At 72.1% G+C, this 25764-nt stretch carries 27 protein-coding genes; 14 read left to right on the top strand and 13 right to left on the bottom strand.

What is annotated here, in order from left to right; all coding sequences use genetic code 11:
* Positions 1-4 precede the first annotated feature (4 nt).
* The 12 genes from M8C11_RS01805 to M8C11_RS01750 all read left to right on the top strand — a co-directional run bounded on the left by M8C11_RS01805 (position 5) and on the right by M8C11_RS01750 (position 12095).
* The gene (locus M8C11_RS01805; RefSeq protein WP_091417004.1) at positions 5-865 is read left to right on the top strand and encodes an ABC transporter permease; all 861 of its coding nucleotides are present in this window, start codon (positions 5-7) and stop codon (positions 863-865) included.
* Positions 866-965: 100 nt separating this feature from the next.
* Positions 966-1712: an SDR family NAD(P)-dependent oxidoreductase gene (locus tag M8C11_RS01800; RefSeq protein ID WP_252448039.1), complete on the top strand. Its 747-nt coding sequence runs from the start codon at positions 966-968 to the stop codon at positions 1710-1712.
* A 36-nt stretch (positions 1713-1748) separates the two neighbouring features.
* Positions 1749-3113: a M20/M25/M40 family metallo-hydrolase gene (locus tag M8C11_RS01795; RefSeq protein ID WP_123109430.1), complete on the top strand. Its 1365-nt coding sequence runs from the start codon at positions 1749-1751 to the stop codon at positions 3111-3113.
* Positions 3110-3937 carry an alpha/beta fold hydrolase gene (locus M8C11_RS01790; RefSeq protein ID WP_252448037.1) on the top strand — a complete coding sequence of 276 codons (828 nt, stop codon included), beginning with the start codon at positions 3110-3112 and terminating at the stop codon, positions 3935-3937. The genes M8C11_RS01795 and M8C11_RS01790 overlap by 4 nt, the downstream gene beginning before the upstream one ends.
* Entirely contained in the window at positions 3934-4398 is a 465-nt protein-coding gene (locus tag M8C11_RS01785) for an Ohr family peroxiredoxin (RefSeq protein WP_252448036.1), read from the top strand. Before M8C11_RS01790 ends, M8C11_RS01785 begins: the two co-directional genes overlap by 4 nt.
* Positions 4385-5374, top strand: a complete 990-nt coding sequence (locus M8C11_RS01780; RefSeq protein WP_252448013.1) for an EamA family transporter — start codon at positions 4385-4387, stop codon at positions 5372-5374. Before M8C11_RS01785 ends, M8C11_RS01780 begins: the two co-directional genes overlap by 14 nt.
* 45 nt (positions 5375-5419) lie before the next feature.
* A complete protein-coding gene (locus M8C11_RS01775) occupies positions 5420-6277 on the top strand; it encodes an IclR family transcriptional regulator (RefSeq protein ID WP_121685366.1) in 858 nt (285 codons plus the stop codon).
* Positions 6270-7469 (top strand): CaiB/BaiF CoA-transferase family protein, encoded by a 1200-nt coding sequence (locus tag M8C11_RS01770; RefSeq protein ID WP_252448003.1) that lies wholly within the window; start codon positions 6270-6272, stop codon positions 7467-7469. The genes M8C11_RS01775 and M8C11_RS01770 overlap by 8 nt, the downstream gene beginning before the upstream one ends.
* Before the next feature lie 31 nt (positions 7470-7500).
* Positions 7501-8340 (top strand): cyclase family protein, encoded by an 840-nt coding sequence (locus M8C11_RS01765; protein ID WP_252448001.1) that lies wholly within the window; start codon positions 7501-7503, stop codon positions 8338-8340.
* A complete protein-coding gene (locus M8C11_RS01760) occupies positions 8333-9739 on the top strand; it encodes an MmgE/PrpD family protein (protein WP_252447996.1) in 1407 nt (468 codons plus the stop codon). The genes M8C11_RS01765 and M8C11_RS01760 overlap by 8 nt, the downstream gene beginning before the upstream one ends.
* 22 nt (positions 9740-9761) lie before the next feature.
* On the top strand, positions 9762-11225 hold the full coding sequence (locus M8C11_RS01755; RefSeq protein WP_120569441.1) for a dihydroorotase family protein: 1464 nt from the start codon (positions 9762-9764) through the stop codon (positions 11223-11225).
* A gap of 12 nt (positions 11226-11237) precedes the next feature.
* The gene (locus tag M8C11_RS01750) at positions 11238-12095 is read left to right on the top strand and encodes a CoA ester lyase (RefSeq protein WP_252447994.1); all 858 of its coding nucleotides are present in this window, start codon (positions 11238-11240) and stop codon (positions 12093-12095) included.
* A gap of 58 nt (positions 12096-12153) precedes the next feature.
* Here M8C11_RS01750 and M8C11_RS01745 read toward each other — a convergent pair whose 3' ends face one another.
* The 13 genes from M8C11_RS01745 to M8C11_RS01685 all read right to left on the bottom strand — a co-directional run bounded on the left by M8C11_RS01745 (position 12154) and on the right by M8C11_RS01685 (position 23401).
* The gene (locus tag M8C11_RS01745; RefSeq protein WP_013286904.1) at positions 12154-12789 is read right to left on the bottom strand and encodes a GntR family transcriptional regulator; all 636 of its coding nucleotides are present in this window, start codon (positions 12787-12789) and stop codon (positions 12154-12156) included.
* A 29-nt stretch (positions 12790-12818) separates the two neighbouring features.
* Entirely contained in the window at positions 12819-13568 is a 750-nt protein-coding gene (locus tag M8C11_RS01740; RefSeq protein ID WP_252447992.1) for an SDR family NAD(P)-dependent oxidoreductase, read from the bottom strand.
* Complete coding sequence (locus M8C11_RS01735) at positions 13565-14722, bottom strand: CaiB/BaiF CoA-transferase family protein (RefSeq protein ID WP_252447987.1); 1158 nt, start codon at positions 14720-14722, stop codon at positions 13565-13567. The genes M8C11_RS01740 and M8C11_RS01735 overlap by 4 nt, the downstream gene beginning before the upstream one ends.
* Positions 14719-15603 carry a hydroxymethylglutaryl-CoA lyase gene (locus M8C11_RS01730; protein ID WP_135240665.1) on the bottom strand — a complete coding sequence of 295 codons (885 nt, stop codon included), beginning with the start codon at positions 15601-15603 and terminating at the stop codon, positions 14719-14721. The genes M8C11_RS01735 and M8C11_RS01730 overlap by 4 nt, the downstream gene beginning before the upstream one ends.
* The gene (locus tag M8C11_RS01725) at positions 15600-16031 is read right to left on the bottom strand and encodes a heme-binding protein (RefSeq protein WP_135240666.1); all 432 of its coding nucleotides are present in this window, start codon (positions 16029-16031) and stop codon (positions 15600-15602) included. Before M8C11_RS01725 ends, M8C11_RS01730 begins: the two co-directional genes overlap by 4 nt.
* Before the next feature lie 10 nt (positions 16032-16041).
* A complete protein-coding gene (locus tag M8C11_RS01720) occupies positions 16042-17250 on the bottom strand; it encodes a CaiB/BaiF CoA-transferase family protein (protein WP_135240667.1) in 1209 nt (402 codons plus the stop codon).
* Entirely contained in the window at positions 17247-17546 is a 300-nt protein-coding gene (locus tag M8C11_RS01715; RefSeq protein ID WP_052166116.1) for a NifU family protein, read from the bottom strand. Before M8C11_RS01715 ends, M8C11_RS01720 begins: the two co-directional genes overlap by 4 nt.
* Positions 17536-18576: an amidohydrolase family protein gene (locus M8C11_RS01710; protein WP_135240668.1), complete on the bottom strand. Its 1041-nt coding sequence runs from the start codon at positions 18574-18576 to the stop codon at positions 17536-17538. Before M8C11_RS01710 ends, M8C11_RS01715 begins: the two co-directional genes overlap by 11 nt.
* Positions 18573-19670 carry an ABC transporter permease gene (locus M8C11_RS01705; RefSeq protein WP_252447986.1) on the bottom strand — a complete coding sequence of 366 codons (1098 nt, stop codon included), beginning with the start codon at positions 19668-19670 and terminating at the stop codon, positions 18573-18575. The genes M8C11_RS01710 and M8C11_RS01705 overlap by 4 nt, the downstream gene beginning before the upstream one ends.
* Positions 19667-20443 (bottom strand): ATP-binding cassette domain-containing protein, encoded by a 777-nt coding sequence (locus M8C11_RS01700; protein ID WP_135240670.1) that lies wholly within the window; start codon positions 20441-20443, stop codon positions 19667-19669. The genes M8C11_RS01705 and M8C11_RS01700 overlap by 4 nt, the downstream gene beginning before the upstream one ends.
* Positions 20440-21648: a substrate-binding domain-containing protein gene (locus tag M8C11_RS01695; protein WP_252447984.1), complete on the bottom strand. Its 1209-nt coding sequence runs from the start codon at positions 21646-21648 to the stop codon at positions 20440-20442. The genes M8C11_RS01700 and M8C11_RS01695 overlap by 4 nt, the downstream gene beginning before the upstream one ends.
* Before the next feature lie 269 nt (positions 21649-21917).
* A complete protein-coding gene (locus M8C11_RS01690; protein WP_252447983.1) occupies positions 21918-22295 on the bottom strand; it encodes a metal-sulfur cluster assembly factor in 378 nt (125 codons plus the stop codon).
* Entirely contained in the window at positions 22292-23401 is a 1110-nt protein-coding gene (locus M8C11_RS01685; RefSeq protein ID WP_252447978.1) for an amidohydrolase family protein, read from the bottom strand. The genes M8C11_RS01690 and M8C11_RS01685 overlap by 4 nt, the downstream gene beginning before the upstream one ends.
* Positions 23402-23737: 336 nt before the next feature.
* On the opposite strand from M8C11_RS01685, the gene M8C11_RS01680 reads away from it, so the two are divergent.
* Both M8C11_RS01680 and M8C11_RS01675 read left to right on the top strand, forming a co-directional pair.
* On the top strand, positions 23738-24583 hold the full coding sequence (locus M8C11_RS01680; protein ID WP_252447973.1) for an ATP-binding cassette domain-containing protein: 846 nt from the start codon (positions 23738-23740) through the stop codon (positions 24581-24583).
* Between the two features lie 44 nt (positions 24584-24627).
* Complete coding sequence (locus tag M8C11_RS01675) at positions 24628-25734, top strand: sugar ABC transporter substrate-binding protein (RefSeq protein WP_252447969.1); 1107 nt, start codon at positions 24628-24630, stop codon at positions 25732-25734.
* The last annotated feature ends 30 nt before the right edge of the window (positions 25735-25764 follow it).

Raw genomic sequence — 25764 nt, 5'->3', positions numbered from 1 at the left:
AGCCATGGCAACAAGCAACCTGGTCCGCGAGCCGGCCCAGCCACCGGCGCCGTCCGCCCGGCCCGCCCGGCCCGCCCGGCGCAAGTTCGACCTCCGCGAGAAGCCCCAGCTCTGGCTGGTCCCGACGGTCTTCGTCGTGGTCGTGCTGGCCTGGGAGTACGGCGTCCAGCTCATCGGCGTCGACGAGTACGTCCTGCCGCTGCCGTCGAGCGTGGTCGAGTCGCTGTGGCAGCAGCTCGGCGACGACCAGTTCTGGGGTCACTTCTGGGTGACCACCCAGGAGGCGCTGCTCGGGTTCGTGATCGGTGTCGGGGCCGCGCTGCTGCTCGGCACGTTCATCTCCCAGATCAAGATCGTCGAAGCCACCCTGATGCCGTACATCGTGGCCTTCCAGACCGTGCCGAAGGTCGCCCTGGCCCCGCTGTTCGTGGTCTGGTTCGGCTTCGGCCTGACCAGCAAGGTGGTCATGGCCGCGGTGATCTCGTTCTTCCCGATGCTGGTCAACGTCATCGAGGGTCTGCGGGCGGCCGACGCCGACAAGATCCAGATGCTGACGGTGTTCGGCGCGAGCAAGACCCAGATCTTCCGGATGGTCCGGCTGCCCAGCGCGCTGCCGTTCATCTTCGCCGGCCTGGACATCGGCATCGTCTTCGCCATCCTCGGCGCGGTCGTCGGCGAGTTCATCGGCGCCAAGGAGGGCCTGGGCTACCTGCTGCTGCAGACCAACTACAACTTCGACATCGCCGGCATGTTCGCCGTCCTGGTGGTCCTGTCGGTGATGGGTCTGGTGGCGCACTTCGTGATCCGGCTGCTGCAGAAGCGCCTGGCCTTCTGGGCCGAGGACACGAAGGTGATCGGCGCGTGACGACAGCTGACGGGACCGTCGTCACGCGTGCGGAGCACCGGCCGGGCGTGGTTCACGCCCGCCCGGCCGGTGGCCGAACGGGAAAGGCAGGACACGAGACATGAACACCGACCCGAACCGGTTCGACGGGCGGGTGGCACTGGTCACCGGTGCGGCCCGCGGCATCGGCGCCCGGATCGCCGCGACCCTCGCACAGCGCGGCGCGACTGTGGCGCAGGCCGACCTGCTCGACGACTGGGCGGAGGCCGAGCTGACCGGCGGCGCGCACACCCGGCACCGGGTGGACGTCCGGTCGGCCGCCTCCTGCACCGACCTGGTGGCCGAGGTACTCGACTCCCACGGCCGCCTCGACCTGCTCGTCAACAACGCCGGGATCGTCCGGCGCGGGCCGGCGGCCACGATGTCGGAGGAGGACTTCACCGCCGTCCTGGACGTCAACCTGACCGGCACGTTCCGGATGTGCCAGGCCGCGTACCCGGCGCTGCGGCAGACCCGCGGCGCGGTGGTGAACATCGGCTCCACGAACGGGCACATCGCGGTGCTGAACACGCTCGGGTACTGCGTCAGCAAGGCCGGCGTGATGCACATGGCGCGCGTGCTGGCCCTGGAGTGGGCGCCGGACCGGATCCGGGTCAACGCCGTCGGACCCACGATCGTCCCCACCGACATGACCTCCGACGTACGCGGTGACGAGGCGTACCTGGCCGACAAGATGGCGAGCATCCCGCTGGGCCGGATGGCGCAGCCGCAGGACGTCGCCAACGCGGTCGCCTACCTGCTCAGTGACGCCGCCGCCATGACCACCGGGCAGACGATCTTCGTCGACGGCGGCGTCACCATCCACTGACTTCCCCCCTCTCCGACCCCTTCTGTGAGGACCACCATGCCCAAACCGGATACCGCGGCCGCTCTCGCGGCCGTCGACGCGCACTTCGACGAGTTCGTCGAGGAGCTCCAGCAGCTGTGCCGCATCCGCAGCCGCCGCCAGGAGCCGGAGCAGATGGAGGCCACCGCCGAGTTCATCGCCGGGTCGGTCCGCCGCTGGGGCGGCGAAGCCGAGATCATCCCATGGGAGCAGTCGTACCCGTACGTGCTGGCCGAGGTGCCGGGCGAGGGTGACAAGGCACTGCTGCACTTCACCCACTACGACGTTGAGGTCGAGCCGGCCGGTGACGACGCCGACTGGATCAGCCCGCCGTACGCGGCGGAGATCCACGACGGCCGGCTGTACGCCCGGGGCGTGGCCGACGACAAGGGCGTCGTCATGTCCCGCATCCACGCGGCGGCGGCCTGGAAGCTGGCCGGGCTGACCCCGCCGGTGACCAACCGGATCATCTTCGAGGGCAAGAAGTGGCTGCACAGCCCGGGTCTGGGCTCGTTCGTGCAGGCGCACGCCGACCGGCTCGCCAGCGACGCGGCGCTGTGGGAGAACTCCTGGCTCGACGGCGAGGACCGGCTGCTGCTCAAACTCGCCGAGAAGGGCGTGCTCTACCTGCGGCTCACCGCGCAGACCCTGCCGCGCGACCTGACCAGCCAGAACACCGCGCTGCTGCCGGCCGCCACGGCCCGGCTGGCCGCCGCCCTGGCGCAGCTGCAGCGGCCCGACGGCACCGTGACGATCCCCGGATTCGCCGACGACGCCCGGCCGCCGACCGACGAGGAGCGGGCGCTGCTGGAGAAGGTGGCGTTCGACGGGGACTTCCTGCGCAAGCGGGCCCAGGTCGACCGGTTCACCGGTGACCTGGACGACCAGGCCGCCGCCGTGGCCATCCGGACCGTGCCGACGCTCACCGTCGCCGGTTTCGCCGGCGGCGACATGCGCGACGACGTGACACTCGGCATCCCGTCGACCGCCTCGGCGAAGCTGGAGATCCGGCTGGTCCCCGGCCAGGACCCGGACCGGGTGCTCGGCTGCATCCGCGACCACCTGGCGGCGACCGGCTTCGGTGACCTGCGCATCGAGGTGATGGCGACCAGCCGGCCCAACCTCACCGACCACCGCGACCCGTTCGTCGCGCTGGTCGCCGACGCGGCCCGCCGGGTGTACGGGACCGAGCCGGTGATCGAGCCGTACACGCAGTGGATCGGCAACCAGGGCGTGATCGCCGACCGCCCGATCGTCGGCGTCGGCGTCTCCCGGGCCGACTCCGGCGTGGACGGCCCGAACGAGAACATCCGGCTGGACGACTACAAGGCCGGCATCAAGCACGTCATCGAGGTCATGGCGGCGCTGGCGGTGGCGGAGTGACCCGGGCCCGCGGTGTGGCCCGCCGCGCCTACGTCGACGTGCCGTGGGGTCAGGTGCACTACCGGCACGGCGGCGACGCCGACGCCCCGGTGCTGCTGATGCTGCATCAGTCCCCGCTCTCCTCGGCCACCTACGACGCGGTGATCGAGCCGCTGGCCCGCCGCGGCCTGCGGGTGATCGCCCCGGACACGCCGGGCTTCGGCATGTCGGACGCGCCGCCGCGCCCGTGGTCCATCCCGGAGTACGCGGCCGGGGTGTGGCAGTTCGCCGACGCCCTCGGACTGTCCCGGGTGCACCTGCTCGGGCAGCACACCGGCGCGATCGTCGGCGCCCAGGCGCTGATGTCCGCGCCGGAGCGGGTGCACCGGCTGATCCTCCAGGGCATCCCGCTCTACGACGAGCAGGAGCGGGCGGAGAAGAAGCGGTCGTACGCGCCCGGCTACGTGCCGGCGCGCGACGGCGGGCACCTGAAGGTGATCTGGGACCGGGTGTACGGCCTGTACCCCCGCCTGACCCCGGAGGAGGCGGACCGCCAGGTCACCGAGTACCTGCTGACCGGCCCGGACTACGCCACCGCGTACCGGGCGGTGTTCGACCACCACGTGGACACCGCCGCCCTGGACGCACTGCCCATCGTGCTGCTGCACGGCGCCGACGACCTGCTGGACCGGATGACGCCGCAGGTGCGGGCCGCGCTGCCCGGCGCCGAGCTGGTCACCATCCCCGGTGGCACCGACTTCGTGGCCGACGAGCAGCCGGAGGCGTTCGCCGACGCGGTCGCCGCGCAGGTGCACGCCGACCTCGGGCGGGAGGTGGCGGCGTGAACGCGGGCACCCCGGTCGCCGAGGCGAAGGTCGTACCGGCGAACACGCTCTACACCGCGACCGTCGAGGTCTCCGGCGGCCGGGGCGGCAGCGCCCGGTCGCTGACCGGGTCGCTGCGGGTCGACCTGACCCGTCCCGCGCAGCGGGGTCCGGACGCGCCCGGCACCGACCCGGAGGAGCTGTTCGCGGCCGGCTACGCGGCCTGCTTCGACAGCGCGCTCACGGTGGCCGCCCGGCAGGCCGGCGTCAAGCCCGGTCCGACGACGGTGACCGCCTCGGTCTCCCTCGGGCAGACGCAGGACGGCCGGTACGCGATCGCCGTGACGCTGGACGTGTCCGCGCCGCAGTGCCCGCAGGCGGACCTGGAACGCGCGGTGGAGCTGGCCGACCGGATGTGTCCCTACTCGAACGCCCTGCGGGGCAACACCGCGGTGGCGATCCGGGTCGATGGCCACCGCTGACCTGACCCGGCCCGCAGCGGTCCGCCACCCGGCGGATCCGCCGCGGCCCGCCGGCCCGATGGCCCTGGCCGCCGGGCTCGGCGCGGTCTACCTGATCTGGGGCTCGACCTACCTGGGCAACCGGGTGGCCCTGGACAGCATCCCGCCGCTGGTCGCCACCTCGGCCCGGTTCCTGGCCGCCGCGCTGCTGCTGTTCGCGGTGGCGGCGCTGCGCCGGGGACCGGCCGGGCTCCTGCTGCCCCGGCGGCAGTGGGGCGGCGTGGGCGCCAGCGGGCTGCTGATGGTCGGTGCGGGGAGCGCGCTGCTCGCGTTGGGTCAGCAGTACGTGCCGACGGCGCTGACGTCGCTGCTGGTGGCCGGCATGCCGCTGTGGGTGCTGGTGCTGCGGCTGGCCACCGGCGCGCGGCCGTCACCGCTGGCGGTGGTGGGCGTGCTCGGCGGGGTGGCCGGGCTGGCGCTGCTGTTCTCGGTGCCGACGCAGGGATGGCACCTGGGCGGGATGCTGCTGGTGGTGGTCTCCACGATGGTGTGGGCGCTGGGCTCGACGCTGTCGCAGCGGCTGCACATGCCGGCCGACCACCTGGTCGGCACCGGCTGGCAGATGCTCGTCGGTGGCGTCGCGGTGGCGGTGGCGAGCGTGGTCAGCGGTGAGCTGGGGCGCTTCCGCCCGGCCGACGTGACGGGCCGGTCCTGGCTGGCGTGGACCTACCTGATGCTGGTGTGCACAGTGGTCGGCTTCAGCGTCTACACCTGGTTGCTGCGCAACGCGCCGATCCAGCTCGCGTCCACCTACGCGTACGTCAACCCGGTGGTGGCGGTCCTGCTCGGCATGATGGTGCTGGATGAATCGTTGTCCGGACGACAGGTGCTCGCCGGTGCCGTGGTGCTCGCCTCGGTGGCGCTCGTCATCGCGCGGGAGCGACCCCGGCAGGCCGGCGGCCTACCGCCCGGGAAGACCCCCGTCGCACCAGCCTGACGCCCGGCGACCCCGCCCACGTACGTCGACACTGGAGGAACAGAGATGATCACGACAACGGTCGTCGAGAGCAGCGCCGGCCGGACCCGCTCCGGTCTGGGACGCGCCCTCGACATCGTCAACATCATCGCCGAACGGGCACCGGAGACCCTCGGCGTGTCGACGATCGCGCGGGAACTGGGCCTGCCGAAGGCGGTCGCCCACCGGATCCTCAAGGAGCTGGTGGCCGACAACTTCCTCACCTTCAACGAGGAGACCAAGCGGTACCGCCTCGGCACCGGCGCGCTGGCGGTGGGCCTGGCCGCGCTGCGTGCCCTGGACGTGCCGGACATCGCGCGCCGGTACCTGGTCCGGCTGGTCCGCGACAGCGGCGAGACCGCCACGCTGTCGGTGCGGCAGGGCTGGTCGCGCGTCTACATCGACCAGGTGCTCTCGCCGCACGAGGTCCGGATGTCGGTGTCCCTGGGCACCAGCCACGCGCTGCACTCCGGGTCGTCGTCGAAGGCGATCCTGGCGGCGCTGCCGGACGCCGAGGTGGACGACTACCTCGGCCACCACCCGCTGGACGCGGTCACCCCGGCCACCATCACCTCCACCGCGAAGCTGCGGGCCGAGCTGGCCCGGGTCCGCCGCCAGGGGTACGCGGTGAGCATGGGTGAACGGCAGAACGGGGCCGGCAGCGTCGCCGCGGTGGTGCGCTACGCGACCGGGCAGGTGTTCGGCTCGATCTCGCTGTGCGGGCCGCAGAACCGGTTCACCCCGGAGGTGTGCGCCGCGCACGGTGCGCTGGTCGCCGCGGCGGCGGCGGAGATCTCCGCCGAACTGGGTTTCCGGCCGCCGGCGCAGCGTGTCGCCGGCCGGACGGGTCAGGAACAGAACTGGGGAGGTGGAACAGGTGAGTGACGGACCGCTGACGGGCCTGCGGGTGCTGGACGTCTCGACGATCCTCGCCGGACCGCTGTGCTGTCAGATCCTCGGCGACTACGGCGCCGACGTGATCAAGATCGAACATCCGACCATGGGTGACAGCATGCGCGGCCACGGCAAGGCCAAGGACGGCCATCCCCTGTGGTGGAAGGAGATCTCCCGCAACAAGCGGCTGGTCGGGCTGAACCTGTCCGCGCCGGAGGGCGCGGCGCTGCTGCTGCGGCTGGCCGAGCGGGCCGACGTGCTGGTGGAGAACTTCCGGCCGGGCACGCTGGAGCGCTGGGGCGTCGGCCCGGAGGAGCTGCACCGGGTCAACCCCGGTCTGGTGATCGCCCGGATCACCGGCTTCGGGCAGACCGGCCCGTACGCCTCCCGGGCCGGGTTCGGCACCCTGGCCGAGGCGATGAGCGGCTTCGCCCACCTGACCGGCACCGCCGACGGCCCGCCCACGCTGCCCGCGTTCGGGCTGGCGGACAGCATCTGCGGCATCGCCACCTCGTCGGCCGTGATGATGGCGCTCTGGCACCGGGAGCGCTCCGGCGGCCGGGGCCAGGTCGTCGACATGAGCCTGCTGGAACCGATCATGACCGCTGTCGGTCCCGGTCCCACCGTCTACGACCAGCTCGGCGTGGTGGAGCAGCGGCAGGGCAACCGCTCGACGAACAACGCGCCGCGCAACACGTACCAGACCAAGGACGGCTCGTGGGTGGCGATCTCCACCAGCGCCCAGGCCATCGCCGAACGGGTGCTGCGGCTGGTGGGCCACCCCGAGGTGATCGACGAGCCGTGGTTCCGTACCGGCGTCGGGCGGGTGGCGCACGCGGACCTGCTCGACGAGTACGTGGGCTCGTGGATCGCCGAGCGGACCCGCGACGAGGTGGCGGCGGCGTTCGCCGAGGCCGGCGCCGCTGTCGCCCCGGTCTACAGCGCCAAGGACATCGTCGAGGACCCGCACGTCCAGGCCACCGAGATGATCACGACGGTCGACGATCCGGACCTCGGCCCGATGCGGATGCACAACGTCATGTGGCGGATGTCGGAGACGCCGGGCCGGATCCGGTTCACCGGCCGCTCCCCCGGCGCCGACACCGACGCCCTGCTCGTCGAGGAGCTCGGCTGCGACCCGGCCGAGATCGCCGACCTGAAAGCCCGTGGCGTCGTCGCCTGACGACGCCGACAGCCGAAACGCGAGGAACCCCGTGGGCACCACTGCCAGAACCGCCGACCGCCTGCTCGACGCCGTGCAGGCCGGCGTCACGACCTACGACCTGGGCCGGCGGCTGACCGCCGGCATGCCGCAGTCACCGAACCACCCGGCGTTCGGGCTCACCCTGCCGCGCCGCCACGGCGACATGGTGCGGGCCGACGGCGGCTCCGCCGCCAACGACCTGCTGGTGATGGGCACGCACGTCGGCACGCACGTCGACGCGCTCGCGCACGTCTCCCAGGACGGCCGGCTGCACGGCGGCGCCGACGCCGCCGCGGCGCAGGTCGGCGGCCGGTTCGACGAGCTGGGCGTGCACACGGTCGCGCCGATGGTGCGCCGCGGCGTGCTGCTGGACGTGCCCGCGGCGCTGGGCGTCCAGAGCTGCGAGCCCGGCTACGAGATCACCCCCGCCGACCTGGACGCCGCGGTGTCCCGGCAGGGCACGCCGGTGGGCGCGGGCGACGTGGTGCTCATCCGCAGCGGCTGGGGTCGGCTGTTCGACCACGAGGACCGCAACCAGTACATCGGCAAGGACTCCGGCGTGCCGGGGGTCGGCGCGGACGGCGCCACCTGGCTGGCGCAGCGCGGCGTGCACGCGGCCGGCGCGGACACCATCGCCTTCGAGTGCCTGCCGCCGGGCAAGGGCCACAGCACGCTGCCGGCGCACCGGATCCTGCTGGTGGAGCACGGCATCTACCTGATCGAGACGATGGCGCTGGAGGAGCTGGCCCGCGACGGGGTGCACGAGTTCACCTTCGTCATGGCGCCGCTGCCGCTGTACGGCGCCACCGGCTCCCCGGTGCGCCCGCTGGCGGTGATCAGCCGTGGCTGAGCCGACCCTGGGCCGCCACCTGGCCGCCTTCGCCGCCGACACCGCCGCCGAGACGCTGCCCGACGACGTGGTCGCGAGCGTCCGGGCCCGCGTCCTGGACGTGCTCGGCCTGTGCGTGGCGGCCCGGCCGCTGCCGACCAGCCAGGCGGCGCTGGACTACGTCGCCGAGCAGGGCGGCCGGGGCCAGGCCACCGCCGTCGGACTGGACGAGAAGGTTCCGGCCGCGCTGGCCGCGTTCGCCAACGGCGTGCTGGCGCACTCGCTCGACTACGACGACACGCACCTGCCCTCGGTGCTGCACCCCAGCGCGTCGGTGGTGCCGGCCGCGCTCGCCGCCGCCGAGGCCTCCGGGGCGTCCGGGCGGGAGACCGTCGCGGCCATCGCTGTCGGCCTGGAGGTGTGCGTCCGGCTCGGCATGGCCGGTTACGACCCGGCGGCCGGCAACTCCGTCTTCTTCGAGCACGGGCAGCACGCCACCTCGATCTGCGGCACGCTCGGTGGCGCGGTCGCGGCGGCCCGGCTGCTGAAGCTGGACGCCGACGGCGCGCTCGACGCGCTCGGGGTGTCCGCCTCGATGGCGGCCGGGCTGATCGAGTCCAACCGCAACGGCGGCACAGTCAAGCGGATCCACTGCGGCTGGGCGGCGCACGCGGCGGTCAGCGCCGCGCAGCTGGCCCGGCACGGCGTGACCGGGCCGCCGACCGTGCTGGAGGGACGCTTCGGCTTCTTCCAGGCGTTCCTGCGCGGCGAGTTCGACGGCGACGAGATCGTCCGCGGGCTCGGCACCGACTGGGCGGTACCGGGCATCTTCTTCAAGCCGTACCCGGCGAACCACTTCACCCACGCCGCCATCGACGCGGCGATCGCGCTGCGCGAGCGCGGGTTGCCGCTGGACGAGATCGAGTCGATCACGCTCGGCGTACCGTCGCCGACGGTGCGCACCATCGGCCAGCCCATCGAGCGCAAGCGTGCGCCGCAGACCGGTTACGAGGCGCAGTTCAGCGGCCCGTACGCGGTGGTCGCCGGCCTGGTCGGCGGCGGCGGTCTCGGCGTGGACCTCGCCGACTTCACCGACGCCCTGGCGCACGACCCGCAGCGGCGGGCGCTGATGGCGCTGGTCGACGTGGTGGGCGACGAGCGGTGCGACGCGATCTTCCCGCACCAGTTCCCGGCCGTGCTGCGGGTGGTCACCCGCGACGGGCGGGAGTGGGTGCAGGAGGTGCTCGCCAACCGGGGCGGGCCGCAGCGTCCGCTCAGTGACGCCGAACTGGCGGTCAAGTTCCGCACCAACGCCGCCGCCCTGCCGGAGGCGACCGCCGACCGCATCACCGAGGAGGTCCACCGGCTGGACCGGGCCCCCGACGTCCACGGCCTGATGGGCCTGATCAACCGCCGCTGAACCGAGCACGAGGAGCAACACCATGAGCACCTACGACCTGCTGCTGACGAACGTCCGCGTGGTCCGGCACGACCGGCCCGAGCCCGAGCTGATGGACATCGCGGTCACCGACGGGCGGATCAGCCGCGTCGCCCCGCAGATCGACCGGGCGGAGGCCGCCCAGGTCGTCGACGGCGGCGGCCGGCTCGCCTTCCCCGGCGTGGTCGACGCGCACCAGCACTGGGGCATCTACAACCCGCTGAGCGAGGACGCCGTCTCGGAGAGCCGCGCCTCGGTGCAGGGCGGCGTCACCACGGCGCTGAACTACATGCGCACCGGGCAGTACTACCTCAACCGGGGCGGCCGGTACGCCGACTTCTTCCCCGAGGTGCTGGCCGCCACGGAGGGCCGCTCCTACATCGACTACGGCTTCCACCTGGCGCCGATGTCGCGGGAGCACATCGGCGAGGTGCCGTCGCTGGTCGAGGAGCACGGGGTCACCTCGTTCAAGATCTTCATGTTCTACGGCAGCCACGGCCTGCACGGCCGCTCCGCCGACCAGAACTCCTTCCTGATGATCCCGGAGGGCGAGCGGTACGACTACGCCCACTTCGAGTTCGTGATGCGGGGCGTCCAGGCGGCCCGTGAGCGCTTCCCCGAGCTGGCCGACGAGATCTCGCTGTCGCTGCACTGCGAGACCGCCGAGATCATGAGCGCGTACACCAAGCAGGTCGAGCAGGACGGCACGCTGCGCGGGCTGGAGGCGTACCACGCGTCGCGGCCGCCGCACTCCGAGGGACTGGCCGTGTCGATCGCGTCGTACCTGGCGCACGAGACCGGGCTGCCGAAGATCAACCTGCTGCACCTGACCTCGGAGAAGGCTGTCGACGCGGCGCTGCGGATGGCGCGGGCGTTCCCGCACATCGACTTCCGCCGCGAGGTGACAATCGGCCACCTGGTGGCCGACATCGACACCGCGCACGGCCTGGGCGGCAAGGTCAACCCGCCGCTGCGCCCGCGCGCCGACGTCGAGGCGCTCTGGGGGTACGTCCTGGACGGCAAGATCGACTGGGTGGTCAGCGACCACGCCTGCTGCAAGGACGAGGTCAAGTTCGGTGAGCCGCGCGACGACATCTTCGTCGCCAAGTCCGGGTTCGGCGGCGCCGAGTACCTGCTGCCCGGACTGGTCACCGAGGGCAACCGGCGCGGCCTGTCGTACCAGCGGGTGGCGGAGCTGACCTCGTGGAACCCGGCGCAGCGCTTCGGCCTGCGCAACAAGGGCGCCATCGCGCAGGGGTACGACGCCGACATCTGCCTGGTCGACCCGGACTCGACCTGGACGGTGCGCGCCGAGGACTCCGAGTCGACGCAGGAGTACACGCCGTTCGAGGGCTTCGAACTGACCGCCCGGGTCACCGACACCTTCGTCCGCGGGCAGCACGTGCTCGTCGACGGCAAGGTGACCGGCGAGCCGGCCGGCCGCTACCTCGCCCGCCCGCAGCGGTAGGGGGAACGACGGATGGCGGTGGCGCGCAGTTACCTGTACGTGCCGGGCGACCGGGCGGACCTGCTGGACAAGGCGGCCGGGCGGGGCGCGGACGCGCTCGTGCTCGACCTGGAGGACGCGGTCACACCCGCTCGCAAGGCGCAGGCCCGGGAGACGGTCGCCGGGTACCTGGGCGCCGCCGCGCCGTCCGGCCCCGCGCTGTGGGTGCGGATCAACAGCGACCAGGTCGAGGCGGACGTCGAGGTGCTCTCCCCCGCGGCGGCCGGGGTGTGGGTGCCGAAGGCCGAGCCGGAGCTGCTCGCCGAGGTCGACGCCGCGCTGACCCGGGTGCAGCGGCGGCTCGGCCCGGACGCCCCGGCGTTCCGGGTGGTGGCGCTGATCGAGACCGCCCGGGGCGTGCTCACCGCGCCGCGGGTGGCCGAAGCGCCCCGGGTGCTGCGGCTCGGCCTCGGCGAGGCGGACCTCGCCGGCGAGCTGGGATTGCAGCCCGGACCGGACCGCGCCGAGTTCGCCCCGATCCGCGCCCAGGTCGTCGTCGCGTCGGCGGCAGCGGGCATCGCCCCCGCGGTGGGGCCGGTGGAGACGACGCTGCGCGACCCGGAGCGGCTGGAGCGGACCACCCGAGCGCTGCTGCGGCAGGGCTTCCGGGCGCGCAGCGCCATCCACCCCGGGCAGGTCGCGACGATCAACGAGGTGTTCACCCCCACCGCAGAGGAGGTGGCCTCCGCCCGGGCCGTGCTGGCGGCGCTGGAGCAGGCCGAACGCGGCGGCTCCGGGGTGGCCACCGACGCCGACGGCCGGCTGCTCGACCGGGCCGTGGTGCGCGCCGCCACCGAGGTGGTACGCCGCGCCGAGGCGTCCGCCGGCTGAACCGTGACGCCGGGCCGGGGACCGTCGACGGGTGCGACGCGTCCCGGCCCGGCACGGGTCAGGGCGTGCCGAGGGTGGCGCGGGCGGCCAGGATGTGCGCCCGCATCACCGAGCCGGCCCAGGCCCGGTCGCGCGCCTCGAACGCGTCGATCAGCTCCCGGTGGTGCGACATGCTGCGCGCCATCGCCGCCTCGTCGTACCGGCGGAACGTGCGGTTCACCAGCGGCGTCTGCACCACCGCCCCGAGCAGCGCGCTCAGCCGGCGGTTCCGCCCGGCGCCCAGGATGATCTCGTGGAACTGCGCGTTGCAGACCGCGATCCGGTCCGCCCGGTCCCGCCGCTGGCCGGCCGCGTAGCCCTCCATCTCGGCGCACAGCTCGCGCAGCCGGGCGATCTCCTCCGGCGTGATCCGGGTCGCGGCCAGCTCGGCGCCGTACCCCTCCAGCAGGGCACGCAGCTCGAAGATCTCCTCCAGGTCCTGCTCCCGCCAGGCCGGGACGGTGGCGCCCCGGTTGGCCTCCCAGTCCACCAGGCCCTCGGCGTGCAGCCGGCGCAGCGCCTCCCGTACCGGGGTGCGGCTCACCCCCACCGCGGCGGCGAGATCCTCCTCGGAGAGCTTCTTCCCCGGCTCGTACGCCCCGCCGAGGATGCGCGTCTTGATCGACTCGTACGCCGACTGCGTGGCCCGGCCCATGCGTCCCCCTCTGTTCACCGATGGTGAACCTACATCGACGCGGTGGAACCGCCGTTGACGGCGTACTCCGAGCCGGTCACCTGCCGGGCCCGGTCCCCGGCGAGGAACAGCACCACCTCGGCCACGTCCTCCGGCTCGTTCATCCGGCCCAGGGGCAGCCGGCGCAACTCGTGCACCACGTGGTCGGCGGCGGCGGAGACGTCGATGCCGAGCCGGAGCGCGACCGACTCCAGGTAGGCGTCCATGGTCGCGGTCCGGGTCGGGCCGGGCGCGACGGTGTTCACCCGCACGCCCCGCGGGCCGTACTCCAGAGCCAGGCCCTTGGCGAGGCTGAGCAGCGCGGCCTTGCTGACCGCGTAGTCGAGCATGTGCGGCTTCGGGTGCCGCGCCGCCTCGGAGCCGACGTTCACCACGCTGCCGCCGCCCCGCTCGACCATGAGCGGCACGAGCGCGCGGCACAGGCGCACGCAGGACATCACGTTCACGTCCCAGGTGCGCTGCCAGGCGGCGTCGTCGATGTCGGTGAACGCGTCCCGGTACGGCGCGAGCGCCACGTTGTTGACGAGCACGTCCGCGCCGCCGTACCGGCTGGTCACCTCCCGCACGACGGCGGCGACGCCGGCCGGGGTGCCCAGGTCGGCGGTGACCGCGACCCCCGCGCAGGCGGAGACGTCCAGGTCGGCGGAGACGACCTCGGCGCCCTCGCCGGCCAGCCGGCGGGCGACCTCGAGCCCGATCCCCGATCCGGCGCCGGTGACGACGGCGACCCTGCCCCTCATCCGCTGCTCCCCCCGGTGCCGCCGCGGGCGAGCACCTCGTCGGTGTGCTCGCCGAGCGTCGGCGCGAGCCGGCCGGCCGGCAGCGGCGAGCCCGACATGACGATCGGCGAGGCGATGCTGCGCAGCCGCCCGGCCACCGGGTGCTCGACGATCGACACCAGGCCGGTCCCGGCCTCTTCCTCCTCGCGCAGGATCTCCTCGTAGCCGGCCAGCGGCGCGCACGGCACGTCGATCGCGGACAGCTCCGCCAGCCACTCGGCTGTGGTGCGCCCGCGCAGCACCTCGGCGACCACCCGGTAGAGCCCGTCGGCGTTGGCGATCCGCTTGCCGACGGTGTCGTAGTCGGGATGGCGCAGCAGGTCGGCGCGCCCGACCAGGGTGAGGAACCGTTCCCACTGCCGGCCCGTGTAGATCAGGACGCAGAGGTGCCCGTCGGCGGTGGCGTACGGGCGGCGGTTCGGTGCGGCGGTACGCGGATAGAGCGGCGGCCCGGTGGGTGGCTCGAACGTCCAGCCGTCGAGCTGTTCGAGCAGGCCGAAGGCGACCATCGTGTCGAACATCGGCACCTCGACCCGCTGCCCCTCGCCGGTGGCGTCGCGGTGCCGCAGCGCGGCGAGCACGGCGGTGGACGCGGTCAGCCCGGTGATCTTGTCGGCGAGCGGCGTGACCACGTACCCGGGCTGGTCCTGGTTGACGCTCTGGAGCCGGGCGATCCCGGAGGCGCCCTGGATCACGTCGTCGTAGGCGGGCCGGTCGGCGTGCGGGCCGGTGCCCCGGAAACCCGGGATCGCGCAGTAGACGATCGCCGGGTGCAGCGCGCGCACGTCGTCGTAGGTGAGCGCGAGCCGGGCCGCGGCGGCCGGGCGCATGTTGTGCACCAGCACGTCCACCGTCGGCACCAGCCGGTCGAACGCGGCCCGGTCGGCGGGCGCCTTGAGGTCCAGCAGGACGCTCTTCTTGCCCCGGTTCATGTTGAGGAACACCGCCGCCATGCCCGGGGTACGGGCGGCGCCGAGCTGGCGGGCGATGTCCCCGCCCGGCGGCTCCACCTTGATCACCTCGGCGCCCAGGTCGGCCAGCATCAGCGTGCAGTACGGGCCGGAGAACGTGCTGGTCAGGTCCAGCACCCGCAGTCCGGACAGCGGCCCGGTCACGGGAATCCACCGGCCCGGCTCAGCATGCCCGGCAGCTCCGTGCCGAACACCTCGCCCAGCCACCTGGCGTTGCCGATCGCCGCGTCCAGCGACACCCCGGTACGCGTCCCGGAGCGTTCCAGCGCGTACACCACGTCCTCGGTGGCCACGTTGCCGGTGGCGGCCGGCGCGAACGGGCAGCCGCCGATGCCGCCGACGCTGGCGTCGATCGCCCGCGCCCCGGCCCCGACGGCGGCCAGGACGTTCGCCAGGCCCAGGTTGCGGGTGTTGTGGAAGTGCCCGCGCAGGCTCGCGGCGGTGCGCTCGCGCACGGCGGTGAACAGCCGCTCCACCTGGGACGGCACGGCCACACCGATGGTGTCGGCGAGCGCCACCTCGTCCGGCGCCACCGGTGCCAGGTCGTCGACGACGCGCAGCACGCGCTCCGGCGGCGTCTCCCCCTCGAACGGGCACCCGAACGCGGCCCCGACGGTGACCGAGGCACGCAGCCCATGCTCGCGGGCCCGGGGCAGCAGCCGCCGCACCTCCGCCACCGCCTCGGCGGTGGTCGTGCCCTGGTTGCGCCGGCAGAACGTGTCGGTGGCGACCACCACGAAGTTGACCTCGGTGACGCCTGCGGCGACGGCCCGGTCCAGACCGCGCCCGTTCATCACCAGGCCGATCGAGGCCAGGCCCGGCTCGTCGCGGACCAGCGCCGTCAACGCGTCGGCGTCGGCGAGCTTCGGCACCTTGGCCGGGTTGACGAAGCTCGTCACCTCGACGCGCCGGCTGCCCGCCGCGACCGCCCGGCGCACCAGTTCGGCCTTCTGCGCGGTGGTCAGCTCCGCCGGGTGGTTCTGCAGGCCGTCGCGGGGGCCGACCTCGACGATCTCGACGTTCAAGACAGCGCCTTCAGTCCGGCCTGCGCGACCTCCATGTCCTGCGTGTAGTGGCCGCCGCTGACCCCGATGCCGCCGACCAGCACGTCGTCGACCTTCACCGGATAGCCGCCGCCGAAGGTCACCAGCCGGTCGATCGCGGGCGGGGCGCCCATGGCCAGCGGGCCGTCGTCCTTGATGAAGTCGTACCAGCCGTCGCTGCTCAGCCCGAAACCGACTGCCGTGTACGCCTTGTCCTGCGCCAGCTGCACGCTCACCAGCGGCGCGCCGTCCATCCGCTCGTACGCCTTCAGCACGCCGCTCTCGTCGCACACCGCGACGGTGACCGCGAAGCCCATCTCCTCGGCCCGGGCGACGGCGGCGGCCACCATCGCCCGCGCGGCCGGCGCGGAGATCGAGCGCTTCTTCACCACGTGCGGGTTCTTCGCCATGACTGCCTCCTCAGATCGCGCCGGCGGCGCGCAGTTCGGTGATCCGGTCGTCGGCCAGGCACAGCACCTGGCGCAGGACCTCGTCGGTGTGCTCACCCAGCCGGGGGCCCACCGAACGCAGCCGGCCCGGGGTGCGGGACAGCCGGGGCGCGACGTTCTGCATCGGGAACGCGCCCATCTCCGGGTGGTCGAGTTCGACGATCGCCTCGCGCGCGGCGAAGTGCTCGTCGGCCAGCATCTCCCGGGCGGTGTAGACCGACCCGGCCGGTACGCCGCCCAGATGCAGCAGCCGCAGCAGCGCGGCCGGCTCGAACGTGACGGTCCACGCCGCGATCAGGTCGTCCAGTTCGGCCTGGTGCGCGCCGCGCGCGGCGTGGGTGGCGTACCGGGGGTCGTCGGCCAGGTCCGGGCGGCCCATCACCGCCGCCAGGCGGCGGAACACCGTGTCCTGGTTCGCGGCGATCAGCACCGTGGCGCCGTCGCGGGTCGGGTACGCGTTGCTCGGCGCCACGTTGGGCAGGATGGAGCCGGTCCGCTCCCTGACGTAGCCGGTGAGCGCGTACTCCGGCACCAGCGACTCCATCAGCGCCAGCACCGACTCGTAGATGGCGCTGTCCACCACCTGGCCCTGGCCGGTACTGCCCGCCACCCGCAACGCCATCATGGCGCCGAGCGCGGCGAACGTGCCGGCCAGCGAGTCGCCGAGGCTCACGCCGATGCGGCTCGGCGGCGTGGACGGGTCGCCGGTGACGTGCCGGATCCCGCCCATCGCCTCGCCGATCGAGCCGTAGCCGGCGCGGGACGCGTACGGGCCGTCCTGCCCGAACGCGGTGACCCGCACGACGACCAGCCGCGGGTTGATCCGGTGCAGCTCCTCCGGCGCGAGCCCCCAGCGTTCCAGCGTGCCCGGGCGGAAGTTCTCCACGAACACGTCGGCGCCGGCGAGCAGGTCGCGCATGAGCTGCTGCCCCTCGGGCATCCGCAGGTTGCAGGTGACCGACTTCTTGTTGCGGGCCACCACCGGGAACCACAGCGACTTGCCGTGCGGCTTCTCCCGCCCCCACTGCCGCATCGGGTCGCCGCCGTCCGGCTGTTCGACCTTGATCACCTCGGCGCCGAAGTCGCCGAGCAGTTGCGCGCAGAACGGCCCGGCCAGCAGCACGCCGGCCTCCACCACCCGTACGCCGGTCAGCGGCCCGTCGGGAAAGCTGCCGGTCATCCGGCCGGCTCCGACAGGCCGAACATCTTCTCGATACGGGCCTCGGCGAACCGGGAGACCGCGCCCGCCCGGGTCACCGACCGGACGCCCTCGATCTTCAGCAGCGCCGGGCGGACCAGCGAGCCCATGGTGACCGGCGCGGACGGGCAGGCCGCGCAGCGGCCGTGGAACGTGACCCGGGCGTCGCCGTCGGCGTCCACGTCGACGGTGACGCCGCCGCCGTGCGCCTCGACGAGCTGGCGTACCTTGCCGTCCAGCGCGCGGTCGGCGGCCTTCGCCGTCTTGTCAGCGCCCATCCTTGCGGCCCTTCTTCGCGGACTTCTTGCCGCTCTTGCCGTACAGCTCCTTCTTCTTGGCCTTCACGTCGATGCCGAGCACCCGGGCGAAGTTCAGGCCGAAGATCTTCTCCTTGATCTCGTCGGTCAGCTCCGGGTAGCCGTAACCGTCCTGGAGGTCCTCCGGCATGCGCATCTCGGCGAACAGGTCGATGTACGCCTGCACCTTCGGCCAGACGAACGCCTCGGAGCCCCACAGCAGCCGGTCCGGGCCGACGTGCAGCAGGCACTTGCCGATGGCGTGCAGCGCGGCGCGGGGCGCGACCGGGTACTGGTTGATCCAGGCGGTCAGCGCGAGGTGGATGTTCTCGTAGCGGGCGGCGATGTTGATCGTCTCGTTGATGAACGGCTCACCGAGGTGGTGCACGATGAACGTCATCTCGGGGAAGTCCTGCGCCGCGCGCTCCAGGTCGTACGGCGCCAGGTCGGCGATGTGCTGGGTGTTGAACGCCAGGCCCTTGTGGAACTGCACGTTCGTCACACCGTGTTCGAGGGCGGTCTCCCACAGCGGGTACGCGACCTGCCGGTCGTCGATCTTCCAGGACAGGCCGCCGGAGTGCGCCTGGTAGAACTTGAAGCTGGTGGCGCCCCACTCCTCGATCTGCCGGATCATCTCGGTCACCGCGCCGTAGCGGCCGTGGGTGATCGGGTCGACGCCGCCACAGAACAGCACCCGGTCCGGGTACGCCTCCTTGAGCCGGTAGTTGTTCTCCGCCGGCGAGAAACCCAGCTTCCAGCCGCCGTGGCTGGGCACCGTCTGGGCCATCGCCATGTCGGTGTCGGACTCCTCGAACATCAACCGGTACGCGTCCTCGACCGACAGTTCACGGCCGGAGATGTCGTCGTACGGGTAGCCCGGGGCGGAGTACTTGCGGGCGTACTCGACGAGCGCGTTCGTCGACTTCTTCCCGCCGTGGTTGAAGTCGATGTTCTCGTCGGTGAGCTTGTACATGTGGATGGCGTTGTCGAGGACGAAGAAGCCGTTCTTCATGGGGTGGGACGTCCCTTCGGGGTGGTGTCGTGCTCCAGGCGTTCGACGTGCCGGACCGCGAGCTGACGGCGGCGCCGCACCGACCACGCGGCGACCGAGACGCCGGCGATGACGGCGAGGCCGTTGAAGACGCGCTCGATCCAGGTCGCGGCGCCGAGATGTTGCAGGCCGGCGATGGTGAAGGTGATGAAGTACGCGGCGATCACGGTGCCGAGGATGTTGACCCGGCCGGGTCGCAGCGCGGCGGCGCCGAGGAAGGCGGCGGCGAAGGCCGGCAGCAGGAACTGCTCGCCGACTGTGGGCTGGGCCGAACCGATCCGCGAGGCCAGCAGCACCCCGGCGAGCGAGGCGAGCACCGCCGCGCCGACGAACGCCCGGATGGTGTAGCTGCGCACGTCGATGCCGGCCCGGGCGGCGCCGCGCAGGTTGCCGTCCATCGCGTAGAGCCGCTGACCGAAGGGCGTCCAGACGACGATGAACTCCAGCGCCAGCACCAGCACCACGAGGTAGATCAGCGGCAGCGGGACGCCGCCCAGGTCGCCGCGGGCGATCTCGGTGAACGCCGGCGGCACGTTCTGGTACAGCACCCGGCCGCCGGTGACCATGTAGAGCAGACCCATCAGCAGGCTGCCCACGGCGAGCGTCGCGATGATCGAACTCATGCCGAACTTCAGCACCAGCAGGCTGTTGAGCAGGCCGACCGCGACGCCGACGGCGAGCACGGCGACCAGGGCCAGCCAGATCGGCACGCCCTGCACGGCGATCAGCCAGATGCTCACGCCCTGCGCCAGGCCCAGCATCGGGCCGACCGACGCGTCCAGGTAGTGCGCCAGCAGTGGCAGCGTGGCGGCCATCGCCACGATCACCGTCACGGTCTGGTTGACCAGGATCAGCCGGAAGTTCGTGGTGGTGAAGTAGGTCTCCGGGGTGAGCACGGAGAAGACCGCGATCACCAGGACGAGCATGCCGAGCAGCCCGAACCGGCTCACCCCCTCGACCGCGCGCTCCCCGGCCCCGGCGCGGGACCGGTCGGCGCTCTGCTTGACGACCGTGCGGCCGCCGCCCGGCGGCGTCTTCGTGGTGGCGGCGGTCATCGGACCGCCTCCCCGGCCGTGGCGAGCGTGCCGGCGACGATCAGCTGCACGCACCGTTCGACGTCGAGCCCTTCGGTGGGGCCGTGGTAGACGTTGCGGCCGCCCTTCATCACCAGCAGCCGGTCGGCCATCGACAGGATCTCCGGGATCCGGTGGCTGATCACGATGACCGCGTAGCCGCGGTCGCGCAGCCGGCGGATCAGCGCGTTGACGCCGTCGGACTCGGTGGTGCCGAGCGCGGCGGTCGGCTCGTCCATCACCATCACGCGCGGCTCGTTCTCGGTGACCAGCGCGCGGGCGATGGCGACCATCTGCCGCTGCCCGCCGGAGAGCCCTTCGACCAGCACGTTCATGTCGTGCAGGTCGATGCCGAGTTCCTCCAGCACCGCGCGGGTGCGCTCGCGCATCGCCCGCTTGCGCAGCACGGGCAGGCCGCGTACGCCGCCGGTCCACTCGCGACCGAGGAAGACGTTCTCGACGATGCTCAGGTTGTCGGAGAGCCCGAGGTCCTGGTAGATCATCTCGATCCCGGCGGCGCGGGCCCCGCCGATGGTGTGCGGCGTCAGGTCCCGGCCGGCCACCCGCAGGCGGCCCGTGTCCGGCGCCAGCGCGCCGCTGACCATGCTCATCAGCGTGGACTTGCCGGCGCCGTTGTCCCCGACGACGCCCAGGATCTCGCCCGGGCGCACGTCGAAGGAGACGTCGGTGACGGCGCGTACCCGGCCGTAGGACTTGCTGACGCCCACCGCCTCCAGCACCGGGGCGGCACTCATCGGGCCTCGCTCCACATCTTCTCGTAGCGCTCGGCGTAGTTCACGTAGCTGTTCCAGTCGACGGCGCCGTCCTTGGGCGCGTTCGTCTTGTCGAAGACTGTGGCCGGGATGCCCTGCTCGGCGTCGGGCAGCGCGGGCTGCCCGGCGGCCAGCCGGCCCACCTGGTCGATGGCGGCGTAGGCGTTCCAGCCGCGGATGGCGCCGAAGTCGGCGAGCTGGTCACCGGCGGCCACGCTGCCCAGCCGCTCCGGCTCGGCGTTCTTGGACAGCACCTTGATGTCGTTGCGGCCGGCGGCCCGGATGGCGGCGATGACGGACTCCACGCCGTTGCCGTACGGCGTGAGGATGTACTGCAGGTTGTCACCGTGCTTCTGGATCAGCGAGGTGGTGATGTTCTGCATCTCGATCGGGTCGACCGCCTGCGCCAGCGTGCGCTCGCGGACCTCCAGCAGCTCGCAGCCGGTGCAGCCGGCGAGCACGCGCTTGCTGGCGTTGAGCGCCTCGACCAGGTGCGGGTAGCCGACGTCCCAGAGGAAGACGACCTTGGCCTTGCCGTTGGAGTCGGCGACGGCCTTCGCCGTGGCCAGCACCGCCTGGAACGTCTCCCGGCTGGACACGTGCGCGTCGTAGCCGACCGCGCCGCCCTCGGCGACGGCGGAGACGCCCACCACCGGGATCTTCGCCTTCTGCAGCTCGGCGATGCCGTCGGCGACCTGGTTCTCCGGGATGGCGACGGTGATGACGGCGGTGGGCTTGTTGGCGGCGGCGGTGGCCAGTGCCTTCTGGTAGCCCTCCGGGGTGCCCTGGCCGTCCAGGATCTCGGCGCTCCAGCCGAGCTTCTCGGCGATGGCGGTGGCCCGCTTGCCGACCTCCTCGCAGGAGGTGCCGATCTTGCAGACGATGATGTTGAGCTTGCCGTTCGCCGGCGGCTTCACCGAGGTCGTCGGCCCGGACCACTCCTCGTAGACCTTGATCTTGTCGAGGGTGATGTCGGCTTCCTTGCCCTCGAAGTAGAGCATCCCGCCGGTGCCGGCGGCGATCAGCTTGCGGGCCGTCTCGGTGTACTCGTCGTTGACCGCGGCGGGCGTGTCGGAGGCCGCGCTGTCCTCACCCGATCCGCAGGCGGCGGTGGTGAGCAGAAGGGCGGCCACCCCGAACGCGGCGGCGGCGGCGCGGAGCCGGCGGGCTCGGAAAGTGTGTGTCACTGTGCTACTCCCTCGGTGGGTGGCAGGCGTCGAAAAGAAGCACGTCGATGAGTCGGCGCAGGGAGGGGCGAAAACAAACCCGGCGCGTGACGGGCGCTTCGGGTTGCATGCAATCGCAGTCCAACACGATCAACATCGACAGTCAATAGTTCACAATGCCGAAACATAAGCCCTGTTAGAGAGCGTTTCGCCAGCCCACTGGGAGGCGCTTTCGCCCCGACCGGGCGGAGAAATTGTATTTTTCCGACGTGAAGCTCTCGGGGTACGCGTCAGCGGACAGGCGCCGCGGAACGCCCGATGCGCAGGATCGCTCGGCCGTGCGCGGTCATCAGCGCCTCGGACCAGTCGGTGCTGTCACCCCACTCGACCTCGACGTCGTCGACCTCCGGCGCCACCCGTCCGATCTCCCGGCGCACGCTCTGCTCGAAGAACGGCGTGTACATGCAGAACGGACCGGTGGTGATCAGGTCGAGCGTCACCCGCAACCGGCCGTCCGGCTCGCGGCACGCCCGCACGTCGCGTACCAGCCCCATGTCGACGATGCCCACCCGCCGGCCGACGCCCAGCCCGCAGGGGTCGTACACGGTGTTGCACGCGGTCAGCAGGCGTGACCGCAGGTCGGCGGCGACCGTGTCCACGCCGCTCATGCGGCCAGCCGTTCCCGGTGCAGCGCCCACGGCCGGGGCGCGTGCGCGAGGTAGTCCTCGCGCCGCCGGGCCAGTTCGTCACCCGCCACCGCCGCGCGCACCGCACTCTCGTCCAGGCCGTGCAGACGCAGCGCGTTGCCGCCCATCAGCTTGGCGAGCAGATCCGGGGTGAACTCGGGGAAGCCCCACCCCTCGACCAGGTCCCGGGGCATCTCGAACGTCGTCAGCGCCTCGATGATCGGCTGCGGGTGCGCGGACGGCACGCCGGTGGCGAACATGATGCGATCCGTACCGCCGTGCATCATGAGCATGCCGACGATCTCGGCGAACCGGCGCGGCTTGCGCACGATCATGTTCGACACCGACTCGATCGTCGCCCAGATGTTCGGGTGCGTACGCAGTTGCAGCGCGCAGTCCTCCAGGAACGCCCAGCCGCTGTGCACCACCTCGAACGTCAGGCCCGGGAAGGCGATCGCCGCGCAGGTCACGTCGTCGACGTGGTTGAGCACCCGTGGACCGGCCCCGGCCGGCACCGCCTTGTGCGCGCCGATGTGCGTGACGCCGAGGTCGAGCGCCTTCTGCAGGAACGGGAACGCCAGTTCCCGGTCGTCCAGCAGCATCAGCTTCGAGGAGTTCACCTCCGGGTCGATCAGCCCGTTGGTCGGGTAGAACTTGAACCCGTCGATGTCGTCCTCTTCGGCGCGCTGCTGCATCAGGTCCAGCTCCGCGGGGCCGCGCAGCGGGTCCACCGGCGCGAACAGCAGCACCCGGTCCGGGTACCGCCGCTTCAGCTCGCGGCCCAGCTCGTACGGCGAGGCGCCGCCGTCGAAGAACCCGTCGATCTCCACGCCGTGGTAGATCATCACGTCGACCGCGCTCTCCACGAACACGATGTCCGCCAGTTCCTCGGCGGTCCAGCCGGCGGTGAACTCGTCCCGCGTCATCAGGTAGCCGGGCGCCGCCGACTCGACCGAGGTGTGCCCGATGCGGTACAGCGCGTTCACCATGCCGTCGTACGCGGCCTGAGAGCAGTGCGGCGCCCGGTTCCCGGGCCGGAAGTCGTACCCGTGGACGACACCGTCCACCACGACCATCCCATTGATCATGTCAACTCCGTTCTCCTGTCGACGGGAGCGCGACGAGCGGTGGACGGGCGCGGCCGGTCACCGCGCCGGCCGCCCGTCGCGGCAGTGCGCGGTATGTGATCGCGGCCACCATCGGCCCAAGAATGTACACAACATAGGGGCGCAGTTCGGAGCGGTCAAGACGGTCCTGTCGTTGACGAGAGAGGCCACCATGCACCCCGAACGGAGCCTCTACCTCGTAGTTGTCCCGATTTTCTCGACACGTCGGGTCGAACCAGACCCGCCGACCGGGACCACAGACGTCACCTTGCCGCGAATCCTTGACAGTGATTGCATACATTGCTTGACTCTCTCGCCATGACAGAGCAGGCAGCGGCAGTCCCTCGTCCCGGGGACGTCGAGCGCCGCCGGGACGAGGTCCCATCCCCCACCACCACACCGGTCCTGCAGGCGCGCGGCATCGCTCGCAGCTTCGGCGCCGTACGGGCCCTGCGCGACGCGTCGCTGACCTTGCGACGGGGCGAGGTCATGGCGCTGATGGGCGACAACGGCGCCGGCAAGTCGACCCTGGTGAAGACGCTCGCCGGCGTGGTCACGCCGGATCGCGGCGAGATCCTGGTCGACGGCGCGCCCCGCCGGTTCGCCGGCCCCGCCGACGCGCTCGACGCTGGCATCGAGACCGTCTACCAGGACCTGTCGCTGATCGACTCGATGAGCGCGGCGGAGAACGTCTTCCTGGGCCGGGAACCGCTGGGCCGCGGCCCGATGTCCCGGCTGCTGCGCCTGGTGGACCGCCGGGCGATGGCGGAGCGGACGCAGAAGGCCGTCGACCGTATCGGCGCCCGGCTGCCCTCGCTGTCCTCGCACGTGTCCTCGATGTCCGGCGGACAGCGCCAGGCGCTCGCCGTCGCGCGGGCCACCATGTGGGGCCGCAACATCGTGATGCTCGACGAGCCGACAGCGGCGCTCGGCGTCACCGAGTCCGGGCACGTCCTGGAGATCATCACCGCGCTCAAGCAGCAGGACATCGCCGTCCTGATGATCGCGCACAACCTCGAACACGTCTTCCGCGTCGCCGACCGGGTCACGGTCATGCGACAGGGACGCACGGTCGGCGAGCTGACCACCGCCGAGGCGTCCTCCGGCGACATCGTCGCGCTGATCACCGGTGCCGCGCCCGCCGCGCCGGTGACCGAGTCCTGACACCGGCCGCACCGGCCGAAGCAAGCCCGAGAGAAGGGATCAGAGTGAGACGCAGATCGTTCGCGAGTGCCGCGCTCGTCGTCGCGCTGGGCATGACGGCGGCGTGTTCCACCGAGGGGGCGGCCCCGGCGGCCCCCACGGAGGGCAAGGCCATGGAGGCCAAGGACGTCCGGATCGGGTTCGCCAACTTCGCCGAGCCGGCCAGCCCTGTGCTGGGGGCCATCGACGTCGGCATGCGCAAGGAGGCCGAGAAGCGCGGGTGGGAGATCCTCGTGCTCAACAACGACCGGGACGGGCCGACCGCTGTGGCGAACGCCGAGACCATGGTCTCCCGCGGCGTCACCCACGTCGTGGAGTTCCAGGGTGACGGCAAGGTCGCGCCGCAGATCATGGACATCTTCAACAAGGCCGGCATCCCGGTCATCGCGATCGACATCGCCCACCCGGGCGCGCACTTCTTCGGGATCAACAACGTCGAGTCGGGGCGGCTGTCCGGCCGGGCCGGCGGGACGTACGCGAAGGAGAAGTGGGGCTGCAAGCCGGACCTCGTGACGGTGCTGGAGAACGAGGAGTCCGGTGACGTGGCGCTGCTGCGCACCGAGGGCATCCTCAAGGGACTCAAGGAGGTCTGCCCGGACATCGACGGCGTCATCACCCGGCGCAACTCGCCGACGACGCCGGACGGTGCCCAGGGCGTCGCGCGCGACATCCTGGTCTCCAAGCCCGACGCGAAGAAGATCCTGGCGCTCGGCGGCAACGACAACATGATCATCGGCACCATCAACGCCGCGGAGCAGCTCAGCCGCGCCGGTGAGATCTACGGCTACGGCCTCGGCGCCGACCTCATGCTGTTCGGGGTCGACACGCCGGGACTCGGCGGCTCGACCGCCTTCTGGTACGAGGGCTACGCCAAGCAGATCTACACGATCCTCGACCGGATGGTCGGCGGCGAGAAGATCCCCGTGGTCGACTCGCCGAAGGACCCGAACGCGCTGTTCAACCCGGTCTGCGCGTTCCCGAAGGACGCGGTGTCGTCCATCCCGCCGCTCAAGGAGCGGATCGACGCGCTCTACGCCAAGGACGCCCCGGCCAAGTCTGCCGCCGAGCAGTACTGTCCCGCGGGTACCGAGACGTACGGGCTCGGCAAGTGAGCACCTGACCATGTCCGTGTCTGCCCCGCA

It is taken from the genome of Micromonospora sp. CPM1, assembly GCF_023896895.1.
Taxonomy (GTDB): Bacteria; Actinomycetota; Actinomycetes; order Mycobacteriales; family Micromonosporaceae; genus Micromonospora; species Micromonospora tulbaghiae.
Note: the sequence above shows the minus strand (reverse complement) of the source record. Positions and strands in the feature narration are given on the sequence as shown.

Coding starts and splice junctions, on each gene's coding strand:
- M8C11_RS01805 (WP_091417004.1), top strand. CDS start 5: ATGGCAACAAGCAACCTGGTCCGCGAGCCGGCCCAGCCACCGGCGCCG.
- M8C11_RS01800 (WP_252448039.1), top strand. CDS start 966: ATGAACACCGACCCGAACCGGTTCGACGGGCGGGTGGCACTGGTCACC.
- M8C11_RS01795 (WP_123109430.1), top strand. CDS start 1,749: ATGCCCAAACCGGATACCGCGGCCGCTCTCGCGGCCGTCGACGCGCAC.
- M8C11_RS01780 (WP_252448013.1), top strand. CDS start 4,385: ATGGCCACCGCTGACCTGACCCGGCCCGCAGCGGTCCGCCACCCGGCG.
- M8C11_RS01775 (WP_121685366.1), top strand. CDS start 5,420: ATGATCACGACAACGGTCGTCGAGAGCAGCGCCGGCCGGACCCGCTCC.
- M8C11_RS01755 (WP_120569441.1), top strand. CDS start 9,762: ATGAGCACCTACGACCTGCTGCTGACGAACGTCCGCGTGGTCCGGCAC.
- M8C11_RS01750 (WP_252447994.1), top strand. CDS start 11,238: ATGGCGGTGGCGCGCAGTTACCTGTACGTGCCGGGCGACCGGGCGGAC.
- M8C11_RS01745 (WP_013286904.1), bottom strand. CDS start 12,789: ATGGGCCGGGCCACGCAGTCGGCGTACGAGTCGATCAAGACGCGCATC.
- M8C11_RS01740 (WP_252447992.1), bottom strand. CDS start 13,568: ATGAGGGGCAGGGTCGCCGTCGTCACCGGCGCCGGATCGGGGATCGGG.
- M8C11_RS01725 (WP_135240666.1), bottom strand. CDS start 16,031: ATGGCGAAGAACCCGCACGTGGTGAAGAAGCGCTCGATCTCCGCGCCG.
- M8C11_RS01720 (WP_135240667.1), bottom strand. CDS start 17,250: ATGACCGGCAGCTTTCCCGACGGGCCGCTGACCGGCGTACGGGTGGTG.
- M8C11_RS01715 (WP_052166116.1), bottom strand. CDS start 17,546: ATGGGCGCTGACAAGACGGCGAAGGCCGCCGACCGCGCGCTGGACGGC.
- M8C11_RS01710 (WP_135240668.1), bottom strand. CDS start 18,576: ATGAAGAACGGCTTCTTCGTCCTCGACAACGCCATCCACATGTACAAG.
- M8C11_RS01705 (WP_252447986.1), bottom strand. CDS start 19,670: ATGACCGCCGCCACCACGAAGACGCCGCCGGGCGGCGGCCGCACGGTC.
- M8C11_RS01700 (WP_135240670.1), bottom strand. CDS start 20,443: ATGAGTGCCGCCCCGGTGCTGGAGGCGGTGGGCGTCAGCAAGTCCTAC.
- M8C11_RS01690 (WP_252447983.1), bottom strand. CDS start 22,295: ATGAGCGGCGTGGACACGGTCGCCGCCGACCTGCGGTCACGCCTGCTG.
- M8C11_RS01685 (WP_252447978.1), bottom strand. CDS start 23,401: ATGATCAATGGGATGGTCGTGGTGGACGGTGTCGTCCACGGGTACGAC.
- M8C11_RS01680 (WP_252447973.1), top strand. CDS start 23,738: ATGACAGAGCAGGCAGCGGCAGTCCCTCGTCCCGGGGACGTCGAGCGC.